General features: G+C 70.2%; 19 protein-coding genes. 16 read left to right on the top strand and 3 right to left on the bottom strand.

Translation table 11 applies throughout. The features are described from left to right. The first annotated feature begins 125 nt into the window (after window positions 1-125). From AB0L95_RS34910 to AB0L95_RS34865, 10 genes are all read left to right on the top strand, one after another. Complete coding sequence (locus AB0L95_RS34910) at window positions 126-806, top strand: AAA family ATPase (protein WP_365169069.1); 681 nt, start codon at window positions 126-128, stop codon at window positions 804-806. Between the two features lie 300 nt (window positions 807-1,106). Continuing rightward, entirely contained in the window at window positions 1,107-1,898 is a 792-nt protein-coding gene (locus AB0L95_RS34905) for an enhanced serine sensitivity protein SseB (protein WP_365168967.1), read from the top strand. 279 nt (window positions 1,899-2,177) lie between these two features. Continuing rightward, window positions 2,178-2,978: an enhanced serine sensitivity protein SseB C-terminal domain-containing protein gene (locus AB0L95_RS34900; RefSeq protein WP_365168964.1), complete on the top strand. Its 801-nt coding sequence runs from the start codon at window positions 2,178-2,180 to the stop codon at window positions 2,976-2,978. Window positions 2,979-3,319: 341 nt separating this feature from the next. After that, window positions 3,320-4,327 (top strand): ABC transporter permease, encoded by a 1,008-nt coding sequence (locus AB0L95_RS34895; RefSeq protein ID WP_365168961.1) that lies wholly within the window; start codon window positions 3,320-3,322, stop codon window positions 4,325-4,327. Between the two features lie 68 nt (window positions 4,328-4,395). Further along, window positions 4,396-6,189 carry an ABC transporter substrate-binding protein gene (locus tag AB0L95_RS34890; protein ID WP_365168958.1) on the top strand — a complete coding sequence of 598 codons (1,794 nt, stop codon included), beginning with the start codon at window positions 4,396-4,398 and terminating at the stop codon, window positions 6,187-6,189. Between the two features lie 110 nt (window positions 6,190-6,299). Continuing rightward, a complete protein-coding gene (locus AB0L95_RS34885; RefSeq protein WP_365168955.1) occupies window positions 6,300-7,298 on the top strand; it encodes an ABC transporter permease in 999 nt (332 codons plus the stop codon). Then, window positions 7,295-8,392 (top strand): ABC transporter ATP-binding protein, encoded by a 1,098-nt coding sequence (locus AB0L95_RS34880; protein ID WP_365168952.1) that lies wholly within the window; start codon window positions 7,295-7,297, stop codon window positions 8,390-8,392. Before AB0L95_RS34885 ends, AB0L95_RS34880 begins: the two co-directional genes overlap by 4 nt. 23 nt (window positions 8,393-8,415) lie before the next feature. After that, complete coding sequence (locus AB0L95_RS34875) at window positions 8,416-9,939, top strand: dipeptide ABC transporter ATP-binding protein (RefSeq protein ID WP_365168949.1); 1,524 nt, start codon at window positions 8,416-8,418, stop codon at window positions 9,937-9,939. A 195-nt stretch (window positions 9,940-10,134) separates the two neighbouring features. Next, window positions 10,135-11,526 carry a M1 family metallopeptidase gene (locus tag AB0L95_RS34870; protein ID WP_365168946.1) on the top strand — a complete coding sequence of 464 codons (1,392 nt, stop codon included), beginning with the start codon at window positions 10,135-10,137 and terminating at the stop codon, window positions 11,524-11,526. A gap of 68 nt (window positions 11,527-11,594) precedes the next feature. Next, complete coding sequence (locus AB0L95_RS34865; protein ID WP_365169067.1) at window positions 11,595-12,251, top strand: trimeric intracellular cation channel family protein; 657 nt, start codon at window positions 11,595-11,597, stop codon at window positions 12,249-12,251. Here AB0L95_RS34865 and AB0L95_RS34860 read toward each other — a convergent pair. Next, window positions 12,160-13,386 carry an alpha/beta hydrolase-fold protein gene (locus tag AB0L95_RS34860; protein ID WP_365168943.1) on the bottom strand — a complete coding sequence of 409 codons (1,227 nt, stop codon included), beginning with the start codon at window positions 13,384-13,386 and terminating at the stop codon, window positions 12,160-12,162. The genes AB0L95_RS34865 and AB0L95_RS34860 overlap by 92 nt on opposite strands. A gap of 219 nt (window positions 13,387-13,605) precedes the next feature. On the opposite strand from AB0L95_RS34860, the gene AB0L95_RS34855 reads away from it, so the two are divergent. Beyond that, window positions 13,606-14,466, top strand: a complete 861-nt coding sequence (locus AB0L95_RS34855; RefSeq protein WP_365168941.1) for a thioesterase family protein — start codon at window positions 13,606-13,608, stop codon at window positions 14,464-14,466. Window positions 14,467-14,536: 70 nt separating this feature from the next. Here the strand turns inward: AB0L95_RS34855 and AB0L95_RS34850 are convergent, their stop codons facing one another. Continuing rightward, on the bottom strand, window positions 14,537-15,121 hold the full coding sequence (locus AB0L95_RS34850) for a TIGR03086 family metal-binding protein (protein ID WP_365168938.1): 585 nt from the start codon (window positions 15,119-15,121) through the stop codon (window positions 14,537-14,539). A gap of 101 nt (window positions 15,122-15,222) precedes the next feature. Here AB0L95_RS34850 and AB0L95_RS34845 point away from each other — a divergent pair, with 101 nt between their 5' ends. Beyond that, window positions 15,223-16,188: a YafY family protein gene (locus AB0L95_RS34845; protein WP_365168936.1), complete on the top strand. Its 966-nt coding sequence runs from the start codon at window positions 15,223-15,225 to the stop codon at window positions 16,186-16,188. A 57-nt stretch (window positions 16,189-16,245) separates the two neighbouring features. Here AB0L95_RS34845 and AB0L95_RS34840 read toward each other — a convergent pair whose 3' ends face one another. Further along, window positions 16,246-16,872 carry a TetR family transcriptional regulator gene (locus tag AB0L95_RS34840; protein ID WP_365168934.1) on the bottom strand — a complete coding sequence of 209 codons (627 nt, stop codon included), beginning with the start codon at window positions 16,870-16,872 and terminating at the stop codon, window positions 16,246-16,248. Between the two features lie 130 nt (window positions 16,873-17,002). Here AB0L95_RS34840 and AB0L95_RS34835 point away from each other — a divergent pair, with 130 nt between their 5' ends. The 4 genes from AB0L95_RS34835 to mnmA all read left to right on the top strand — a co-directional run bounded on the left by AB0L95_RS34835 (window position 17,003) and on the right by mnmA (window position 20,023). After that, window positions 17,003-17,170 (top strand): hypothetical protein, encoded by a 168-nt coding sequence (locus AB0L95_RS34835; RefSeq protein ID WP_365168932.1) that lies wholly within the window; start codon window positions 17,003-17,005, stop codon window positions 17,168-17,170. 39 nt (window positions 17,171-17,209) lie between these two features. Then, window positions 17,210-17,545, top strand: coding sequence for a DUF4190 domain-containing protein (locus AB0L95_RS34830; protein ID WP_365168929.1), 336 nt, complete (start codon window positions 17,210-17,212; stop codon window positions 17,543-17,545). A gap of 111 nt (window positions 17,546-17,656) precedes the next feature. Continuing rightward, the gene (locus tag AB0L95_RS34825) at window positions 17,657-18,820 is read left to right on the top strand and encodes a cysteine desulfurase family protein (protein ID WP_365168927.1); all 1,164 of its coding nucleotides are present in this window, start codon (window positions 17,657-17,659) and stop codon (window positions 18,818-18,820) included. A gap of 78 nt (window positions 18,821-18,898) precedes the next feature. Then, window positions 18,899-20,023 carry a tRNA 2-thiouridine(34) synthase MnmA gene (mnmA, locus tag AB0L95_RS34820; protein ID WP_365168924.1) on the top strand — a complete coding sequence of 375 codons (1,125 nt, stop codon included), beginning with the start codon at window positions 18,899-18,901 and terminating at the stop codon, window positions 20,021-20,023. Window positions 20,024-20,215: the final 192 nt, after the last annotated feature.

Raw genomic sequence — 20,215 nt, 5'->3', positions numbered from 1 at the left:
GATCACGGCAGAGCCGCATCTGTGACCCGCTTGTGGCGCCACGACGACGGAATCACAAGACACCGCGCATTACCTTCTCTTTACACTCGACGGGGACGGGACTTCCTGACCCCCAGGGGAGGACGATCACGGTGGACAGGACGACGGCCTACGCGACGATCTCGGGCATCGCGGTGCCCGCCCGGCCGGGAGCCCCGGCCGGTCAGGCCCGCAGGACACCGGCGACCGAGGGCGCCCGGGTCCGCGATCTACGAGACCGGGCGGGCCGCGGCCCCCGGGGGCTCCACTTCGACGCGGGCGACGTCGTCGTGATCACCGGACTGCCCGGCAGCGGCAAGTCCACCCTCATGCGCCGGGCGGTGCGGGGCGTGCGGATCGACTCCCAGGACGTCCGCGACCGCTGGGACGAGCGCCTCTCCCGCCTGCTGCCGTACGCGGTCTACCGTCCCCTTGTCCGCCTCGCCCACTACGCCGGCCTGCGCCGCGCCCTGCGTGCCGGCACCGGGGTCGTGGTCCACGACTGCGGTACGCAGACCTGGGTGCGCACCTGGCTGGCCCGCGCGGCCCGCCGCCGCGGCGGCGCCCTCCATCTGCTCGTACTCGACGTCACCGCGGACACGGCCCTGGACGGTCAGCGCGAGCGCGGCCGGGGCGTCTCGCGGTACGCGTTCCTCAGGCACCGCCGGGCCACCCGCCGCCTGCTGGGCTCCGTCGAACGGGGCGCCGTCCCGGACGGCTGCGGCTCGGTGGTCCTCCTGGACCGGGAGGCGGCGGACGTCCTGCACCGGATCGATTTCGCGGGCTGACGCGGGGGCGCGGGCCGCGGGCTGAGGCGCGCGTCGCGGGCTCCGCGGGCTGAGGCGGCCGCGAGGGACCGAGCCAGGCATCGCGATCCGGCACAGATGCCGTCGCGGACCACCGTAAGCACCCCGGACCGCCCGGAGAGCCCCGGAGTTCCCGGATCGCCCGGTACCGCCCCCCAATCCCTCCCCGGACCGCCCCCACCCCCCACCCCCGCACTTCGCCGCCCGACCGGCGTGCCCCCGTACCCGTTAGCCTTTCGGTCCTCAGCAGTGGTTTCTCAGCTCTTTCGCAGGCGGTAGCAGATGGACTTCCCGGCGGACCTTCCCGCTGACTTCCCCACACAGGCACACCACCATCCGCACGGCGGGTGGCCGGGCAACGAACTGGAAGAGGTGCTCTCCGCCTCGCTCGGCAACCCCTCGGCGGGCGGCCGGATCGTGGAGGTCCTCGGCCGCAGCTTCCTCTGGGTTCCGCTGCCCGACGGCGGGGGCCCGCAGAGCGGCCCGCTCGACCTGCCCACGCTGGAGATCGAGGGGCAGGCGTATGTACCGGTGTTCAGTTCGGAGGAGCAGTTCCGCCAGGTCGTCGGCAACCACATGTCGTACACGATCGCGCCTGCCGTCGAGTTCGCTCGCGGGCTGCCCCCGCAGGTCGGCATCGCGGTCAACCCGGGCGGAGTGGTGGGCGTGCCGCTGCCGCCGGACGCGGTGGCCGAGCTGTGCCGTGGCGGGCGCACCGAGCTGGACGGCCCCGTGAGCGGCGGACGGGTCCGGCTCTTCGAGCCCGACTGGCAGGACGACCCGGTGGACTTCCTCGCCGCCGCGTCGGCCGAGTTCGGGGCGACCGGGGTCGTGCTCACCGCCCGCCGCTGCCTGGCCGTGATCGAGACCGGCGACCCGGTGATGTTCATCGGCGTCGAACTCGCGGGCCAGGAGGCCGACATACGTACGCTTCCGCTGGACGCGCTCGGCCGGGCGCTCGGCAGGGTGCCGGTGGGAATGCCCGTGAACATGGTGTTTCTGGATGTGGCGCAGGATCCGGTCGGGGAATGGCTGCGGGAGCAGGTGCGGCCCTTCTACCAGCACGGTTACTGAGTCGCCCGGGGACGCGGCGCGCGCTGCCGGGACGAAGTGGGGTGGCGCGCGTCAAGCTGCTGTCAGTATGGCGCCCTAACCTGGTTTCATGGCCGGGACGGAACAGGTCGGTTTCCGGCTCGGGGCGGGGGCCCGGCCCGCGGTGCGGCCGTGGGGGAGTGCGGTGTCCCGCGGACAGGGGAGAATGGCTCGGTCGGGGTGACACGGCTGAAATCCGTGCACCACGCACCGAAGGCCTCCGTCGGGGTTGTCAGGTTTGTCGTGAAGGGGCGGTAGAGGGTGAGCGCGTCGGGCACGGCCGCGGCCGGACAGGTCGAGCAGATGCTGCGCCAGGTGACGCCCGGGCGTTACGACGCCTACGAGGCGCTGCTGCGCGTTCTCGCGACCCCGTCCTCCGGCCAGGTCTGGATGCTGCTCTGGCACGGCCAGGCCGGCTCGCCCGACGCCCAGTACGGAAACATGGAGGTGAACGGCTTCGGCTACGCGCCCTGCGTCACCTCCGCCCAGGAACTCTCGGCCAGCGGCTGGAACCGCTCGTACGAGGTGGTCGACGCCCTCGACGCGGCCCGCACCCTCTACCCGGACCACTACGGCCTGTGGCTGAACCCGCATGCGCCGGGCGGCGGTGTCGGCATCCCCTGGCTGGATCTGCGCCGCATCGCGACCGGTCTGGAGCGCCAGCCCGCCGGTCCGCTCCGGCTCGCCGAACCGGTCATCGAGATCCCGCAGTTCTACGCCGTCCTCACGCAGAACGCGCACCGCACGCCCGCGGTGCGCTCGCTGCGCCGCGCCTGGGTGCAGCCCGCCCTCGGCGCCCCCTACCTGGCCATCGGCCTGGACGTCTACGACACCTCGCCGCCCGCCGTCGACTCGGTGCGCGCGATGATGCAGCAGTCCGTCGTGGCGGTTCCGGAGGGGCTGCCCGTGTCGACCGTCGCGATGTCCGACGAGTACGACCCGGTCGCGATGTGGCTCCGCGCCCACGCCCGTCCGTTCTACGACCGAGAGGCCCACGCCGCTCCGGCCCAGGCGCCGGCGGCCGGGGGATACGGCTATCCGCCGGTGCGCGGGGCGTACTGATCGCGGAGTGCACCGGGTGGCTCCCGGGGTGTCTCGGATGCTGGTCAATTACCGTGGCATGAGCACCTCTTCGCGCGTAGATGCGGGAGGTAGATCCAAATCTTGTGCGGTCTGCCCCAGTTGGCGGGTGTCCGCACCCCGTTACCCATCGTCCGGATAACGGAATCCCTTTATGCGTGTCACGTTTGCGCATCCTTTCACCGTCAAGTCTGGCAACTGATCGCCTAAGCGTTGAAGACTCCCGCTTCAAGGGGTTCCACCCCTGTGTACGACGGACTGATCATGCCGCCACAGCGGCAAGTGCGGGCCGGTCACCGCCGGTTGAGAGGGGTCCCTGCCAGATGACGGCACCATTGCACGAGCCGACCGCGGAAGCGGCACCGAGTGCTGCCGATGAAGCGGCCGTAGCCAGTGCTGACGCGAAGGCTGTACAGGGACGTTCCCTGGGCCGTATCGCCTGGGAGCGCCTCAAGCGGGACAAGCTCGCCCTCGCGGGTGGCATCGTCGTGCTGGTGCTGATCCTGATGGCGGTCCTCGCCCCCGTGATCACGAGCCTGATCGGGCAGGACCCCGACGCATACCACGAGAACCTGATCGACCCGCTGTTCGGCACGCCCACGGGGTCCCTGGGCGGCATCAGCGGTGACCACCTCCTGGGTGTGGAGCCGGTCAACGGACGCGACATCTTCGCCCGCATCGTCTACGGCGGACAGATCTCGCTCCTCGTGGGTTTCCTCTCCGCGCTGGTCGCGATCGTTCTCGGCACGGTTCTCGGCATCCTCGCCGGCTTCTTCGGCGGCTGGGTCGACTCGGTCATCAGCCGGGTCATGGACGGTCTGCTCGCCTTCCCGCAGCTGCTGTTCATCATCGCGCTGGTCTCGGTCATGCCGAACCAGATGCTCGGCCTGACCGGCACGGGCGTGCGCATCTTCGTGATGATCCTGGTCATCGGGTTCTTCGGCTGGCCCTACGTGGGACGCGTGGTGCGCGGCCAGACGCTCTCGATGCGTGAGCGCGAGTACGTCGAGGCGGCCCGCTCCCTCGGTGCCGGCCGGTTCTACATCCTGTTCAAGGAACTGCTGCCCAACCTCGTGGCGCCGATCATCGTGTACACGACGATGATGATCCCGACCAACATCCTCACCGAAGCGGCACTCAGCTTCCTCGGCGTGGGCGTCAAGCCGCCCACGGCGTCCTGGGGCCAGATGCTCTCGAACGCGATCGACTACTACGACTCGGACCCCATGTACATGGTGGTCCCCGGTGTAGCGATCTTCATCACCGTGCTCGCCTTCAACCTCTTCGGTGACGGCGTGCGTGACGCGCTGGACCCCAAGGGCTCCCGCTGAACTGCCGTACCCCCCAGCCACCCGTGGCATTACACGGGGTCTCTCATCTATCCGGAGGATCCGAGATCGTGACTACCCAACGCACCTCAGGGCGGCGCAAGCAGGCCATGGCCGCTGCCGCGGTGGTCGCCGCGCTGCTGACCACGGCGGCGTGCGGCGGCGGTGATGACAACGGCGGCGGTTCGAAGAACGGTGCGGCCGGCTTCGACGCGGCGAACAACAAGGTCGCCCAGGCCTCGCTGGCCAAGAAGGGCGGCGAGCTGAAGTTCGCCAGCGCGCAGGACGCCGACTCGTGGGACACCACGCGCGGCTACTACGGCATGGCGTGGAACTTCATGCGCTACTACAGCCGTCAGCTGGTCACCTACAAGACCGAGCCGGGCCAGGCGGGCGCCCAGGTGCAGCCGGACCTCGCCACCGACATGGGCAAGGTCTCGGACGGCGGCAAGACCTACACCTTCACCCTGCGCGACGGCCTCACCTGGGAGGACGGCAAGCCGCTGACCGCCCAGGACGTCAAGTACGGCATCGAGCGCCAGTGGGCGCAGGACGTCCTGTCCGGCGGCCCGATCTACCTGAAGAACGTGCTCGACCCCAAGAACACGTACAAGGGCCCCTACAAGGACACCTCCAAGGACCACCTGGGCCTGAAGGCGATCGACACGCCCGACGCGAAGACGATCGTCTTCCACCTGCCGGCGCCCAACTCGGACTTCCTGCAGATGATCGCGCTGCCCTCGGCGTCCCCGGTCCGCCAGGACATGGACACCAAGTCCAAGTACGCGCTGCACCCGTTCTCCTCCGGCCCGTACAAGTTCCAGGCGTACGAGCCCGGCAAGGACCTCATCCTGGTCCGCAACACGAACTGGAAGCAGTCCTCGGACCCGGTTCGCAAGGCGTACCCGGACAAGATCAGCATCAAGTTCTTCACCAACGCCAACGACATGGACCAGCGCCTGATCTCCGGCGACTACGACCTGGACCTCAACCAGACCGGTATGTCGCCGCAGGGCCGCACCGTGGCGCTGAAGCAGCACAAGGGCAACCTGGACAACCCGGTCTCCGGCTACGTCCGTTACGCGGTCTTCCCGCAGAGCGTGAAGCCGATGGACAACATCCACTGCCGCAACGCCGTGATCTACGGCGCGGACCACGTGTCGCTGCAGACCGCGCGCGGTGGCCCGATCGCCGGTGGTGACATCGGCACCAACATGCTGCCGCCGTCCGTGCCGGGCGCCGAGGGCCAGAAGTACGACCCGTTCCAGATCGCCGGCGCGAACAAGAACGGCAACATCGCCAAGGCCAAGGAAGAGCTGAAGGCCTGCGGCAAGCCGAGCGGCTTCTCCACCACCATCGCCGTCCGTAACAACAAGCCGGTCGAGGTGGCCACCGCCCAGTCGCTCCAGGCGTCGCTGAAGAAGATCGGCATCACCGCCCAGATCGACCAGTACGACGGCTCGCAGACCACCGGCATCATCGGTAGCCCCGACAACGTGAAGAAGAAGGGCTACGGCATCATCATCATGGGCTGGGGCCCGGACTTCCCGTCCGTCCAGGGCTACGGTCTGCCGCTGTGGGACAGCTCGTACATCACGCAGAGCGGTAACAACAACTACGCCCTGATCAAGGACAAGACGATCGACGGGCTGTTCGACCAGTACACCAAGGCGACGGACACGTCGAAGCAGACGGAGATCGCCACGCAGATCAACCACAAGGTCATGGAGGGCGGCTACTACCTGCCCTTCACCTTCGAGAAGTTCATCAACTGGCGCTCCAGCCGGCTGGCGAACGTCTACACGACCAACGCGTACAGCGGTCAGTACGACTTCGTCAACCTGGGCCTGAAGTCCGCGAAGTAAACCCGGCACACCCGCCGAACGGCACGAAAGGCAGGTGAAGGCCGGCGCGGCGTGACAGCGGGCCATCGGAGGACCTCCGGTGGCCCGCGGTCCGCGGCGGGCCGTAAGCTGTGCTCGCTTACCTCATCAGGCGGCTGATCGCCGCCGCAGTGATGCTCGTGGTCATCATCGTGGTGGTCTTCAGCATCTTCTTCCTCGTCCCCAAGTGGGCGGGCGTCGACGTGGCCACGAGCTTCGTGGGCAAGCAGGCGGACCCGGCAGCCGTCGAGGCGGTGCGGGAGAAGCTGGGTCTGAGCGACCCGATCTACTCCCAGGTCTGGGAGTTCTTCAAGGGCATCTTCGTGGGCCGGACCTACTCGGGCGGCGGGGATGTCACCCACTGTGCCGCGCCGTGCTTCGGCTACTCCTTCCGCAGCGAGCAGGCCGTCTGGCCGGTGCTGACCGACCGCTTCCCGGTCACCCTGGAGCTGGCGCTCGGCGCCGCCGTCCTGTGGCTGGTCTTCGGTGTCGCCGCGGGTGTGCTCTCCGCCCTCAAGCGCGGCAGCGTGTGGGACCGCGGTGCGATGGTCGTCGCCCTCGCGGGTGTCTCGCTCCCCATCTACTTCACCGGTCTGCTCAGCCTGGCGATCTTCAGCTACGGACTGAACTGGATCAAGGCCGAGTACGTGCCCATCGGGGACAACTTCACGGGCTGGTTCGGCGGCATGATCCTGCCGTGGATCACCCTGGCGTTCCTCTACGCGGCGATGTACGCCCGGATCACCCGCGCCACCATGCTGGAGATCCTGGGCGAGGACTACATCCGCACGGCGCGCGCCAAGGGCCTCACGGAGCGGGTCGTCATCGGCAAGCACGCCATGCGTTCCACCATGACGCCCATCCTCACCATGCTGGGCATGGACCTCGGCGCCCTCATCGGCGGCGCGGTCCTGACCGAGACCACGTTCAGCCTGCCCGGCCTCGGCCAGAAGGTGCTGGACGCCATCAAGAACCAGGACCTGCCCTTCATCCTGGGCGTCACCTTGATCACCTCGCTCGCGGTGATCGTCGCCAACCTCGTGGTGGACTTCCTGTACGCCGTGATCGACCCCCGAGTGAGGCTCGCATGACCGAACTCAGCAAGACCGGATCGGCGGTGGGCGAGCCCACCGACGGCTCGTCGGCTCCCAGCGCGTTCCTCGAAGTACGCGATCTGAAGGTGCACTTCCCGACCGACGACGGCCTGGTCAAGTCCGTCGACGGGCTCAGCTTCCAGCTGGAGAAGGGCAAGACCCTCGGCATCGTGGGCGAGTCGGGCTCGGGCAAGTCGGTGACCTCGCTCGGCATCATGGGCCTGCACACCGCCGGCCAGTACGGCAAGCGCAAGGCGCGGATCTCCGGCGAGATCTGGCTGGACGGCACCGAGCTGCTGTCCGCCGACCCGGACCACGTACGCAAGCTGCGCGGCCGTCAGATGTCGATGATCTTCCAGGACCCGCTGTCCGCGCTGCACCCGTACTACACGATCGGCCAGCAGATCGTGGAGGCGTACCGCATCCACCACGACGTCGACAAGAAGACCGCCCGCAAGCGGGCGATCGAGATGCTCGACCGCGTGGGGATCCCCCAGCCGGACAAGCGGGTGGACAACTACCCGCACGAGTTCTCGGGCGGTATGCGCCAGCGCGCGATGATCGCGATGTCGCTGGTCAACAACCCCGAACTGCTCATCGCGGACGAGCCGACGACCGCCCTGGACGTGACCGTCCAGGCGCAGATCCTCGACCTCATCCGGGATCTGCAGAAGGAGTTCGGCTCCGCGGTCATCATCATCACCCACGACCTCGGTGTCGTCGCCGAACTGGCCGACGACATCCTGGTGATGTACGGCGGCCGCTGCGTCGAGCGCGGGCCGGCCGAGAAGGTGTTCTACGAGCCCCGCCACCCCTACACCTGGGGCCTGCTCGGCTCGATGCCGCGTCTGGACCGCGAGCAGCAGGAGCGCCTGATCCCGGTCAAGGGCTCCCCGCCCTCGCTGATCAACATCCCGTCCGGCTGCGCCTTCAACCCGCGTTGCCCGTACGCGGACATCCCGAAGGACAACGTCACCCGCACGGTCCGCCCCGAGCTGACCGAGGTCGGCAGCAAGCACTGGGCCGCCTGCCACATGTCGCAGGAGCAGCGGGAGCGGATCTGGATCGAAGAGATTGCGCCGAAGCTGTGAGCGAGAACGCAGAGGACAAGGCAGTGAGCATCCCTGCCCAGAGCGACGGCGCCGAGGACAAGGCCTCCGGCACGGCCACTCTCAACCAGGACGCCGCTCCCGGCGAGGTCCTGCTGAAGGTGACCGGGCTGCAGAAGCACTTCCCCATCAGGAAGGGACTGCTCCAGCGGCAGGTCGGGGCGGTGCGCGCGGTCGACGGCCTCGATTTCGAGGTGCGGGCCGGTGAGACCCTGGGCGTCGTGGGCGAGTCGGGCTGCGGCAAGTCGACGATGGGCCGGCTGATCACCCGGCTGCTCGAACCGACCGCGGGCAAGGTGGAGTTCGAGGGCACGGACATCACGCACCTCGGGGTGAGCGGCATGCGTCCGCTGCGCCGCGATGTGCAGATGATCTTCCAGGACCCGTACTCGTCGCTGAACCCGCGTCACACCATCGGCACGATCGTCGGCGCTCCCTTCCGGCTGCAGGGCGTCGAGCCCGAGGGCGGCATCAAGAAGGAAGTGCAGCGGCTGCTGTCGGTGGTCGGCCTCAACCCCGAGCACTACAACCGCTACCCGCACGAGTTCTCCGGCGGTCAGCGCCAGCGCATCGGCATCGCCCGGGCGCTGGCCCTGAAGCCGAAGCTGGTGGTCGCCGACGAGCCGGTGTCCGCGCTGGACGTGTCCGTCCAGGCGCAGGTCGTCAACCTCATGGACGACCTCCAGCAGGAGCTGGGCCTGACGTACGTGATCATCGCGCACGACCTCTCGGTCGTCCGGCACGTGTCGGACCGGATCGCGGTGATGTACCTCGGCAAGATCGTCGAGCTGGCCGACCGGGACCTGCTGTACAAGGCGCCGATGCACCCGTACACCAAGGCGCTGATGTCGGCGGTGCCGATCCCGGACCCGAAGCGGAGGAACGTCAAGAGCGAGCGCATCCTGCTCAAGGGTGACGTGCCCTCGCCGATCTCCCCGCCGAGCGGTTGCCGCTTCCACACGCGGTGCTGGAAGGCGACGGAGATCTGCCGCACCACCGAGCCGCAGCTCCTGGAGCTGAAGCCCGGCCAGCGTGTGGCCTGCCACCACCCGGAGAACTTCGAGGACCAGGCCCCGCAGGACACCGTGCTGCTGTCCGACGCCAAGGAGGCGGCGGAGCTGGTGCCGGACGCGGTGCTGGAGGAGTCGGCGGAGACGTCGGCGGCGGTGGCCGCGGAGGTGCAGGCGGAGGCGACGGAGGTCGTTGCGGAGGAGGCCGCTGAGGCCGAGACGGCGGAGGCCGCTTCCGAGGAGACCGCTTCCGAGAAGACCGCGACCGCGGCCGCTTCCGAGGAGTCGGCGGAGGCCGAAGCCGCCGAGTCCGAGGAGACCGAGCCCGCGGCCGCCGAGGAGCCGGTTGAGGCTGCCGCCGAGGAGCCCGCCGAGGCTGCCTCCGAGGAGTCGGCGGAAGCCGCTTCCGACGAGCCGGCCGAGGCTGCCACCGAGGAGCCCGCGGAAGCCGCCTCCGACGAGACCCCGGAGTCGTCGGAGTCTCCGAAGCAGTCGAAGAAGGCCGACGGCGGGAAGTAGCCGGCGGACAGCCGCTGTCGCATCCACGGGCAGGCCCCGGTGACCGTCACTCGGTCACCGGGGCCTACCCGTTTCGTCAGGGGCAACGCGACGTATGGCGCATGACGGATTGGTAAAGTCATGTACATGCCTGGAGGGGAGAGCGCAGAGTCTGGCGTGTCCGTCTGATCGACAGCACGCTCGAAGGGACGACTCATGGCACTCTCCCGTTCGGCACGCTTGGGAGCCCTCGCCGCCTCGGCGGCCTCCTTCCTCGTCATCGCGGCCTCCCCGGCGCCCTCGGCCGGAGCCCCCGGCATCGGCGACTCCTACTTCCCGCAGCTGGGCAACGGCGGTTTCGACGCCCGCCACTACGCCCTCGACGTGGCGTACGACCCGGCCGGCGGCCGTCTGGACGGCCGTACGACGATCACGGCGCGGGCCACCCAGAGCCTCACGTCCTTCGATCTGGACCTGCAGAAGCTCCAGGTCACGCGGATCGAGGTGAACGGCAGACGGGCCGCGTTCACGCGTGACGGCGACGAGATCCGGATCACCCCGCGCGGCGTCCTTCGCCGGGGCAGGGACTTCACGGTCACCGTCACCTACGGCGGGGTCCCGGAGCCGCTCAGCGGCCCCATCGTCTTCGGCTCCCAGTACGGCTGGATGAAGACGGCCGACGGCGTCTTCGTCGCGTGCGAGCCCAACGCCGCCTCCACCTGGTTCCCCTCCAGCGACCACCCCTCCGACAAGGCCACCTACGACATCCGCATCAAGGCGCCCAAGGGCCTGACCGCCGTGTCCAACGGGCGGCTGGTGTCGACGTACGACAAGGGCGACAAGACGATCACCCACTGGCGGGAGTCGCGGCCGATGGCCACGTACCTGGCCACGGCGACCATCGGCAAGTTCGATGTGCGCACCGGGAAGACGCCGTCGGGCATCCCGATCTACGTCGCCATCGACCCCGCGCTCGCGAACAGCAACACCGTCGATGTGTACGCCGTCACCGCCGCGGCGACCGACTACTGGTCCAAGATCTTCGGCCCGTACCCCTTCGAGGAGACCGGCGCCATCGTCGACGACATGCCCGAGGCCGGCTTCTCGCTGGAGGTCCAGTCCAAGCCCGCGTACTCGGCCGTGCGCTCCGAGTCGACGATCGTGCACGAGCTGGCCCACCAGTGGTTCGGCGACTCGGTCTCCGTCGAGCGCTGGAAGGACATCTGGCTCAACGAGGGCTTCGCGACCTACGCCCAGTGGCTGTGGGCGGAGCACAAGGGAACCAGCACCGCGCACGACCAGTTCCTCGCGGCGTACAACAGCCGCCCGGCCGACAACCCGTTCTGGAAGATCGAGGTGGCCGACCCCCAGCGCGACACGATGTTCGCCTCCGCGGTCTACCAGCGCGGAGCGATGGCCCTCCAGGCCCTGCGCGAGCGCATCGGTGACACCGCGTTCTTCAGGCTCCTGCCCGCCTGGACGAAGCTCCACCGCTACGGCAACGCGAACACCGCCGACTTCATCCGGCTCGCGGAGAAGGTCTCCGGGCAGCAGCTGGACGACCTGTTCCAGAAGTGGATCTACAGCACGGAGCGTCCGGTCTTGTAACCTCGGCGTTCCGGAGCCCTTGCCTTGCTTTGCAAGGCGCATTCACCCGGGTGGGTGAGAATGTAAAGGTGCTCCAGCAATTGTTCAGCCCCTCCGTCCAGCACACCCTGGATCTCGTCGGCATCTTCGTCTTCGCGATCTCCGGTGCGCTCCTGGCCGTCCGCAAGAACTTCGACGTGTTCGGCATCGCCGTGCTCGCCGAGGTCACGGCGCTGGGCGGAGGGCTGTTCCGCGATGTGATCATCGGTGCCACACCGCCGGCCGCGTTCACGGACCTGGGGTACTTCCTGACCCCCCTGCTCGCCGCCCTCCTGGTCTTCTTCCTCCACCCACAGGTGGAGCGGATCCAGTCGGCCGTCAACGTCTTCGACGCGGCGGGCCTCGGACTGTTCTGTGTCTCGGGGACGACCAAGGCCTACGACTACGGGCTGGGCCTCACCGCGAGCGCGGCCCTCGGTCTCGCGACGGCGGTGGGCGGCGGCGTCCTGCGCGACGTCCTCGCCAACGAGGTGCCCTCACTGCTGCGCTGGGACCGCGACCTCTACGCGGTCCCGGCGATCGTCGGCTCCACCATGGTGGTGCTCTGCATCCGCTACGGCACGCTGACCCCGCTGACGACGGGGCTCGCGGTCGTCACCGCTTTCGTACTACGCCTTTTGGCGATGCGGTTCCACTGGCGAGCGCCGCGCGCTTGGAACCGTCGGTCAACGGTTGCCGAGGAGTAGTCGCGCCGCCGTCCTTCCCGCTCATCTGCTGGGTGAGCCAGGTGAAGACGTACGGGATCTGCGGCCGCCACAGGGCCATGCTGTGCCCGCCCGCGCTGCGCGGGATCAGCACCGCGCGGACCACGGTCGGGGGCTTGGCGATCTGCTCCAGGGCGGCGGCCGCCTGATAGCCGTCACCGAGCTGGCCGGACAGATAGAGGGAGATGTGCGGCGGGGTGCGCTGGCCCTTCAGCAGGAAGTAGGGGTTGTTCGCGTGGCGCAGCGCGGTGGTGCGCGCGGCCAGTGACTTGCGCTCGCCGATCGGGTCGTTGTAGCCGGACAGGCTGATCGCGGCCCGGTAACGGTCGGGGTGCGCGGTCGCGAGCTTCGCGGCGCAGTGCGCGCCCGCCGAGTAGCCGGCCGCCGCCCAGCCGTTCGGCGCGGACTGGGCGCGGAAGTTGTCCGTCACCATCTTCGGCACGTCGATGCTGAGCCAGGTGTCGGCGTTCACGACGCCGGGGATGTTCGCGCAGCCCGTGTCGACCTTGGCGATGAGGTTGGTGCGCGGTGCCACCAGGATGAAGGGCGCCACCTGCCCGGTGCGCATCAGCGGCAGCAGCTGCTCGTGCGCCTTGAGGGAGCCGAACCAGGCCTTCGCCGAGCCCGGGTAGCCGGAGAGCAGCTCCACGACGGGGAACTTCTTGTTCTTGTACGCGGGGTCGTTGTACTGCGGCGGCAGCCAGACGTAGACCTCGGCCTCGACGCCCGACACTTGGCCCTTGAGCTGGGTGACGCTCACACCGCCGGCCGCGCGCATGCCCGGCCCCTCGGCCGGGGTGAACGTCTGGTGGATCTTGGGCAGGGCCTTGATCTGGATCCCGCCGGTGCCGTCCTTGCCGAGGTCGGCGGCCTGGCGCACATGGTTGCCGGTGCCGAGCAGGTCGGACCAGTTGTCGTAGAGGCTGTTCGCGTTGTTCACCAGGACGAAGACCAGGGTGACCGCGGTGACCTGGGTGAACAGCAGCATCACCACCCGGGCGGCCTGGCGCAGCAGCAAGGGGCCGCGGATCCGGGACCACAGGAACAGAGGCAGGATGAGGGCGATCGCCACGAGGACGATCGACGTGAGGAGGAACGGCGTCCCGGTCAGGCTCATCGGCGTGGCGGCTCTTCCTGTGAACGGGCGGGTCTGGCTGTACGTCTTCTGAGAGGGGAACGGGAGCCGCTCGGTCACGGACGAGTGCTGACACTTACCGAGAAATTGCCAAAACCTCACCTGAGAATGGCTGGATCCGTATGGGTGTTCCCCAAGGTGTCACGGATTTGAAACACAACAAAGCTACCGCTTAGTAATTTCGCGTTGTACGGTTTCGGCATGCCAGAAGCAGCAACCGCACAGGCCGTGACGGCCACGATCGGCGACAGCGAGTTCGACCGCGACACCGCGGTCACCCTCCGGGAACCCGGCGTCTACGCCATCGACCTCTCCGCCGGCTGGACGATCATCAGCGCCGTCAACGGCGGCTATCTGCTCGCCGTCCTCGGCCGCGCCCTCGCGGACACCCTGCCGCATCCGGACCCGTTCACGATCTCCGCCCACTACCTCACCGCCTCCCAGCCGGGGCCCGCGGTGATCCGCACGGACGTGGTACGCACCGGCCGCACCCTCTCCACCGGCCAGGCGTCCCTCTTCCAGTACGACGACGAGGGCCGCGAGATCGAACGCATCCGCGTCCTCGCCTCGTACGGCGACCTGGACTCCCTGCCCGACGATGTGCGCACGAGCGCGCAGCCGCCCGCCTTCCCGCCCATGGACCGGTGCTTCGGCTCCGAGGACGGCCCGGCGCCCGTCTCCGGCAGCTCGGCGATCACCGAGCGGCTGATGCTCAAGCTGGACCCGGCCACCCTGGGCTGGGCCCTCGGCGCGCCCACCGGGAAGGGTGAGATGCGTGCGTGGTTCGGGCTCGCCGACGGCCGCGACGCGGACCCGCTGTCGCTGCTCCTCGCGGTGGACGCGCTGCCCCCCACCGCCTTCGAGATGGGCATCTCCGGCTGGGTGCCCACCGTCGAGCTGACCGTGCATGTGCGCTGCCGTCCGGCGCCGGGCCCGCTGCGGGTGTCGATCACCACGCGCAATCTCGCCGGCGGCTTCCTGGAGGAGGACGCCGAGGTCTGGGACAGCCAGGACCGCCTGGTCGCACAGTCCCGTCAGCTGGCACGGGTCAGGCTGGGCTGAGCCCGCCCGCGCGACGGACCGCGCCCTGGCGGGGGCGCGGTCCGGGACGTGTCCCGGCCTGGTCGCGCGGTCAGCGGGCCGCTGCCGGCCGGCGGCCGAGCCAGGCCGCCAGTCGCCCGTAGGCGTCGGCCCCCTCGGGAGCCGGACGGGCCGAGCCGAAGGGGACGTCGTCGCCGCGCTCCGGCTCCGGCAGGACGACCCGGGCGACGGCGAGCGCGAACTCGGCCACCTCCGGATCGAGTTCGAGCGGCCGGCCGAGGGCTTCCCACAGGTCCCAGGTGTGCGTGACCGTCTCCATCACGTACCCCGACAGCGCGTTGCGCCCCGGCGTCTCGCCCCACGGCACCCGCACCATCGCGTCCAGCCGGGCGTCGTCCGCCCAGGCTCGCCGGACCTCGCCGCCGGCCGCGTCGTAGGCGTCCGGCCAGCCGTCGTCCGCGACGCCGTCCACGAACGGGCGCACGGCCAGGCCGTCGCCGCCCGCGCCGACCACGGCGATCCGGCGCGTGCCGCCGACGATGTGCGACAGCAGCGTTCGCACATCGAACTCGGCGCACGGCGTGGCACCGGAGAGCTGCTCCGGCCGTACGGTCCTGACCAGCGCGGCGACCTGCTCGGCGGCACGGGCGTACACAGGACGGGGATCGGTGTTCATGACGGTCCTCTCGGTGGGTCGGTGCCCCGAGGTTCCCCGTAAAACCTGACAGTTCCCGTCAACATTTGCGAACGGTCCTTCGCCGCCGCGATGCTGGGCCGGTGAAGTCGGACCGCCTGCTGTCGATCCTTCTGCTGTTGCAGACCCGCGGACGCGTCCCGGCCCGCGAACTGGCCGAGCGGCTGGAGGTGTCGGTGCGCACCATCTACCGCGACGTCGAGGCCCTGTCCGCGTCCGGGGTGCCGGTGTACGCCGAGCGGGGACGGCACGGCGGCATCGAACTGCTCACCGGATTCCGTACGGACGTCACGGGGCTGACCGCCGACGAGTCCCGGGCCCTGTTCGTCCTGGCCGCACAGGGCGCGCACGCCGCACTCGGTCTGGACGCGGCCCTCGGCTCCGCGCTGCGCAAGGTGATGGCGGCGCTGCCCGCGGCGCACCGGCCCGCCGCCGAGGCCACCAGCCGCCGTGTCCTCGTCGACGCGGCGCGCTGGAAGAGCGGTCCGCAGGCCACCGTCGACCTGGACACCCTGCAGGACGCGGTGTTCAGCGACCGCCGGCTGCTGCTGCGCTACCGGCACAGCGGGGACACCGAGGCGCACACCTACACCGTCGATCCCTACGGGCTCGTCTCGAAGGCGGGCGTCTGGTACCTGGTCGCCGACCGGCGCGGCAGCCCGCAGCTCTTCCGCGCGGACCGGGTGCGTGCGGCGACCCTGCTGGCGGATCCCGTCCGGCGGCGCCCGGGGGTCGAACTCGCCGACGCCTGGGAGGTGCTGCGGCGGCAGGTGGAGGAGCGGCCCGGCGGCATCGAGGTGACGGTCCGGGTGCGCCGCGAACACCTCGACATGTTCCGGCGCCTGGCCGCCTCCGTGCTGACGGCCCCGCCGGAGGAGGAGGGCGACGGCGCCTGGGTGACCGCCCGGCTGTCGTACGGCGTCCTGCGCGAGGTGCGCGGGCTCCTGCTGTTCGCCGACCGGGTCGAGGTGCTGGCACCGCCGCAGGCGCGCGCCGAACTGGCGCGGGCGGCGGCCTCCGTGACGGAGCTGTACCGGCAGGGCGGGTGAGCGCCGCGGCGGCCGCGGCGCCATGGCGGACAGCCCGTCGGCCGCGGGGGCGCGCCGCTACGACTTCCAGTGCCGGCGGCCGAGGCTGATCAGCCGCAGGCGTTGGGTCGCCATCTTGGCCACCCGGTCCCGCTCGTCGGCGGGACCCTCCATCGCCTCCAGGAACTGATTGGCCGTCGCTAGCATCTGGTCGACATACAGGCCGGCGAGCATCAGCAGGTCCTCCTCGCTCCACCCCGCGGACTCGGGGTGTCCGGCCAGCGCGACCTGCACCTCCTCGGCGAAGCGCGCCAGCTGGCGCCGGATCGCCTCCCGCACCGGCTGCACGCCGCCGTGCCGTTCCCGCGCGATGAACCGTACGTGCGCCGGATACGCGTCGACATGGTGGGCGATCAGGCCGACGGCGCGCGCGATGCGTTCCTCGCTGTCACCGGCCGCGGCGACCGTGGAGTCGATCATCGGGTGAAGGCTGCCGAGGGCCGCCTCGACCAGTTCCACGCCGAGGTCCGCCGTCGACCGGAAGTGCCGGTAGAAGGCGGTGGGCGCGACCCCCACCGCACGGGTGACCTCGCGCAGTCCGAGACTGCTCAGGCTCTGTTCCTCCAGCAGAGCGAGCGCCGCGTCCAGGAGGGCCTGCCGGGTCTTCTGCTTCTGGGCCTGCCGGATGCCGAGGGTGTGACTCATGCCATGCAGTTAACAACTGTTCGCTGGAATTGAAAAGCCGTGGGACGCGTTAGACTAGAAAGTCAGTGAACGGTTGTAACCACAATCGTTCACCGAACCGTAACGAGAGGCCTCTCGGAGGGGATCTCACATGCTGTTCCTCGTCGCCGCACTTCTCCTGCTGGGGACCGTCCTCGGCACCGTGGCCCATGCCCCGCTGCCTGTCACCCTCGTGGCCGCGACCGGTATCGCCGTCTGGCTCGTGATCTTCGCGGTCCGCGAGCGGCACGGCCGCCGGCGGCACCCGTCGGCCCACTGATCGCCGTACGCCGCCCCATCATCGGGAGATGACCGCATCATGAACCTCACCGCGACACGCAACGAGAGCACCACGACCCCGGTCCACGACAACACCACGACCCCGGCCGACCGGAGCGCCACGGCCCCGGAGAACCGCACCGGCACCCGCGACGCCGAGGGCATGGCCGTGGCGTCCTTCATCCTGGGCCTCCTCGGCCTGCTGGTCCTCAATGTCTTCCTCGGCCCCATCGCCATCGCCCTGGCCGCCGTGGCCCTGTGGCGCGGCACACAGCGCCGGGGGCGTGCCTATCTCGGCCTCGGCCTCGGGATCGCGGACCTGGTGGTCCTGGTGGCCCTGATGCAGATGGACCACACGGTGTCCTGGAGCTTCTAGGCATTCAGGCGTGGCGCGACGTGGCCCGGTGGCCGGAAGGTTCGGCCGCATCCCGCGCGGGCACGGGCCGCGCCCCGCCCGCAAAACCACCGGCCATAGACTTGGCCCACCATGGCTTACCTCGACCACGCCGCGACCACTCCGATGCTCCCCGAGGCGGCAGAGGCACTGACCGCCCAGATGGCCGTCACCGGCAACGCCTCCTCGCTGCACGCATCCGGCCGCCGTGCCAGGCGAACCGTCGAAGAGGCCCGCGAGACCCTCGCGGAAGCGCTCGGCGCCCGCCCCAGCGAGGTCGTCTTCACCTCCGGCGGCACCGAGGCCGACAACCTCGCCGTGAAGGGCCTGTACTGGGCCCGCCGTGCCGCCGACCCGGCCCGCACCCGGGTCCTGGCAAGCCCCGTCGAACACCACGCGGTGCTCGACGCGGTCGACTGGCTCGGCGAACACGAGGGCGCCACCGTCGAGTACCTGCCCGTCGACTCCTACGGCCGGGTGCGCCCCGAGACCCTGCGCGAGGCCATCGTCCGCAACCCCGACGACGTCGCCCTCGTCACGGTCATGTGGGCCAACAACGAGATCGGCACCATCATGCCGGTCCGTGAACTGGCCGACGTGGCCGCCGAGTTCGGCGTCCCGCTGCACTCCGACGCGGTCCAGGCCTTCGGCCAGGTCCCGGTCGACTTCGAGGCGTCCGGCCTCGCCGCCATGACGGTGTCCGCCCACAAGGTCGGCGGCCCGTACGGCATCGGCGCGCTGGTCCTCGGACGCGAGTACAGCCCCGTGCCCGTGCTGCACGGCGGCGGCCAGGAACGCCATGTGCGCTCCGGCACCCTCGACGTGCCCGCCATCGCCTCCTTCGCGGTCGCCGGACGGCTCGCCGCCGAGCAGCGCGAGTGGTTCGCCCGGGAGATCGGCGCGCTGCGCGACTCCCTGATCACCGCCGTCCGTACGGCGGTCCCGGACGCCCTCCTCGGCGGGGACCCGGTGCACCGGCTCCCGGCCAACGCCCATTTCAGCTTCCCCGGCTGCGAGGGCGACTCGCTGCTCCTGCTGCTGGACGCACAGGGCATCGAGTGCTCCACGGGCTCGGCCTGCACCGCGGGGGTGGCCCAGCCGAGCCATGTGCTGCTCGCCACCGGCGCCGACCCGGACCTCGCCCGCGGCACGCTGCGCTTCTCCCTCGGCCACACCTCCACGGAGGCGGACGTGGAGGCGGTCGCGAAGGCGATCGGCCCCGCGGTGGAGCGGGCGCGCAGCGCGGGGCTGACCTGAGCCGTCCTGCGGCCCCGGCGCACGGCGGCGGATACTCGCGAGCCGGGCGCGCCGGGTGCCCCGTACTCTTGAAGGGCTATGACTGACACCTCGCAGCGTCCTCTCCGCGTCCTCGCCGCCATGTCCGGGGGAGTCGACTCCGCCGTCGCCGCCGCCCGCGCCGCCGAAGCGGGCCACGACGTGACCGGCGTCCATCTCGCGCTGTCCGCGAACCCGCAGTCGTTCCGCACCGGCGCGCGCGGCTGTTGCACCATCGAGGACTCGCGCGACGCCCGCCGTGCCGCGGACGTCATCGGCATCCCGTTCTACGTCTGGGACCTCGCCGAGCGGTTCCGCGAGGACGTGGTCGAGGACTTCATCGCCGAGTACGAGGCGGGCCGCACCCCCAACCCGTGTCTACGCTGCAACGAGAAGATCAAGTTCGCGGCGCTGCTCGACAAGGCGCTCGCACTCGGTTTCGACGCCGTCTGCACCGGCCACTACGCCAAGGTCGTCATGCTCGACGACGGCACACGCGAGCTGCACCGCGCCTCCGACATGGCCAAGGACCAGTCGTACGTCCTCGGTGTGCTCGACGAGAAGCAGCTGGCCCACGCGATGTTCCCGCTCGGCGACACGGTCACCACCAAGGACGAGATCCGCGCGGAGGCCGAGCGCCGGGGCCTCGCGGTCGCCAAGAAGCCCGACTCGCACGACATCTGCTTCATCGCGGACGGCGACACCCAGGGCTTCCTGGCCCAGCGGCTCGGCAAGGCCGAGGGCGACATCGTCGACGAGTCCGGCACCGCGATCGGCACGCACGAGGGCGCGTACGGCTTCACGATCGGCCAGCGCAAGGGCCTCAGGATCGGCACCCCGGCGGCCGACGGCAAGCCGCGCTACGTCCTCGACATCTCGCCGGTCACCAACACCGTGACGGTGGGCCCGGCGTCCTCCCTGGACGTCGGCGCGCTGACCGCCGTCAAGCCCCGCTGGTGCGGCACCGCCCCGGCCGGCCCCGACACCTACACGGCCCAGCTCCGCGCCCACGGCGGCGAGACGGAGGTGACGGCGGAGCTGGTCGACGGCGAACTGCGGGTGCGCTTCACCGAGCCGGTCCGCGGCGTGGCCCCCGGCCAGGCGATCGTCCTGTACGACGGCACGCGCGTGGTCGGCTCGGCGACGATCGCGTCGACGACCCGCGCGACACCCGCGGTGGCGTGAGGTCCGGGAGCGCGGTCGCGGTGGCCTGACGCCCCGGGAGCACGATGTGCCCCGGTCGCAGCACTAGGGCGTGTTTCGAAAGTAGCGTCGTCCGCCCGAAGGGCGGGGGCCGCGGCGTCTGGTGCGGTGCATCGCAAGGCGGAGGGGCGGGGGGCGGCTGCGGGGGCGCGGCCGCCCCCCCCCACCCCCCGG

The sequence above is a fragment of the Streptomyces sp. NPDC052036 genome (assembly GCF_040680495.1).
GTDB lineage: Bacteria > Actinomycetota > Actinomycetes > Streptomycetales > Streptomycetaceae > Streptomyces.
The sequence above is the reverse complement of the archived record's forward strand: the minus strand, read 5'-3'. Positions and strand labels throughout refer to the sequence as shown.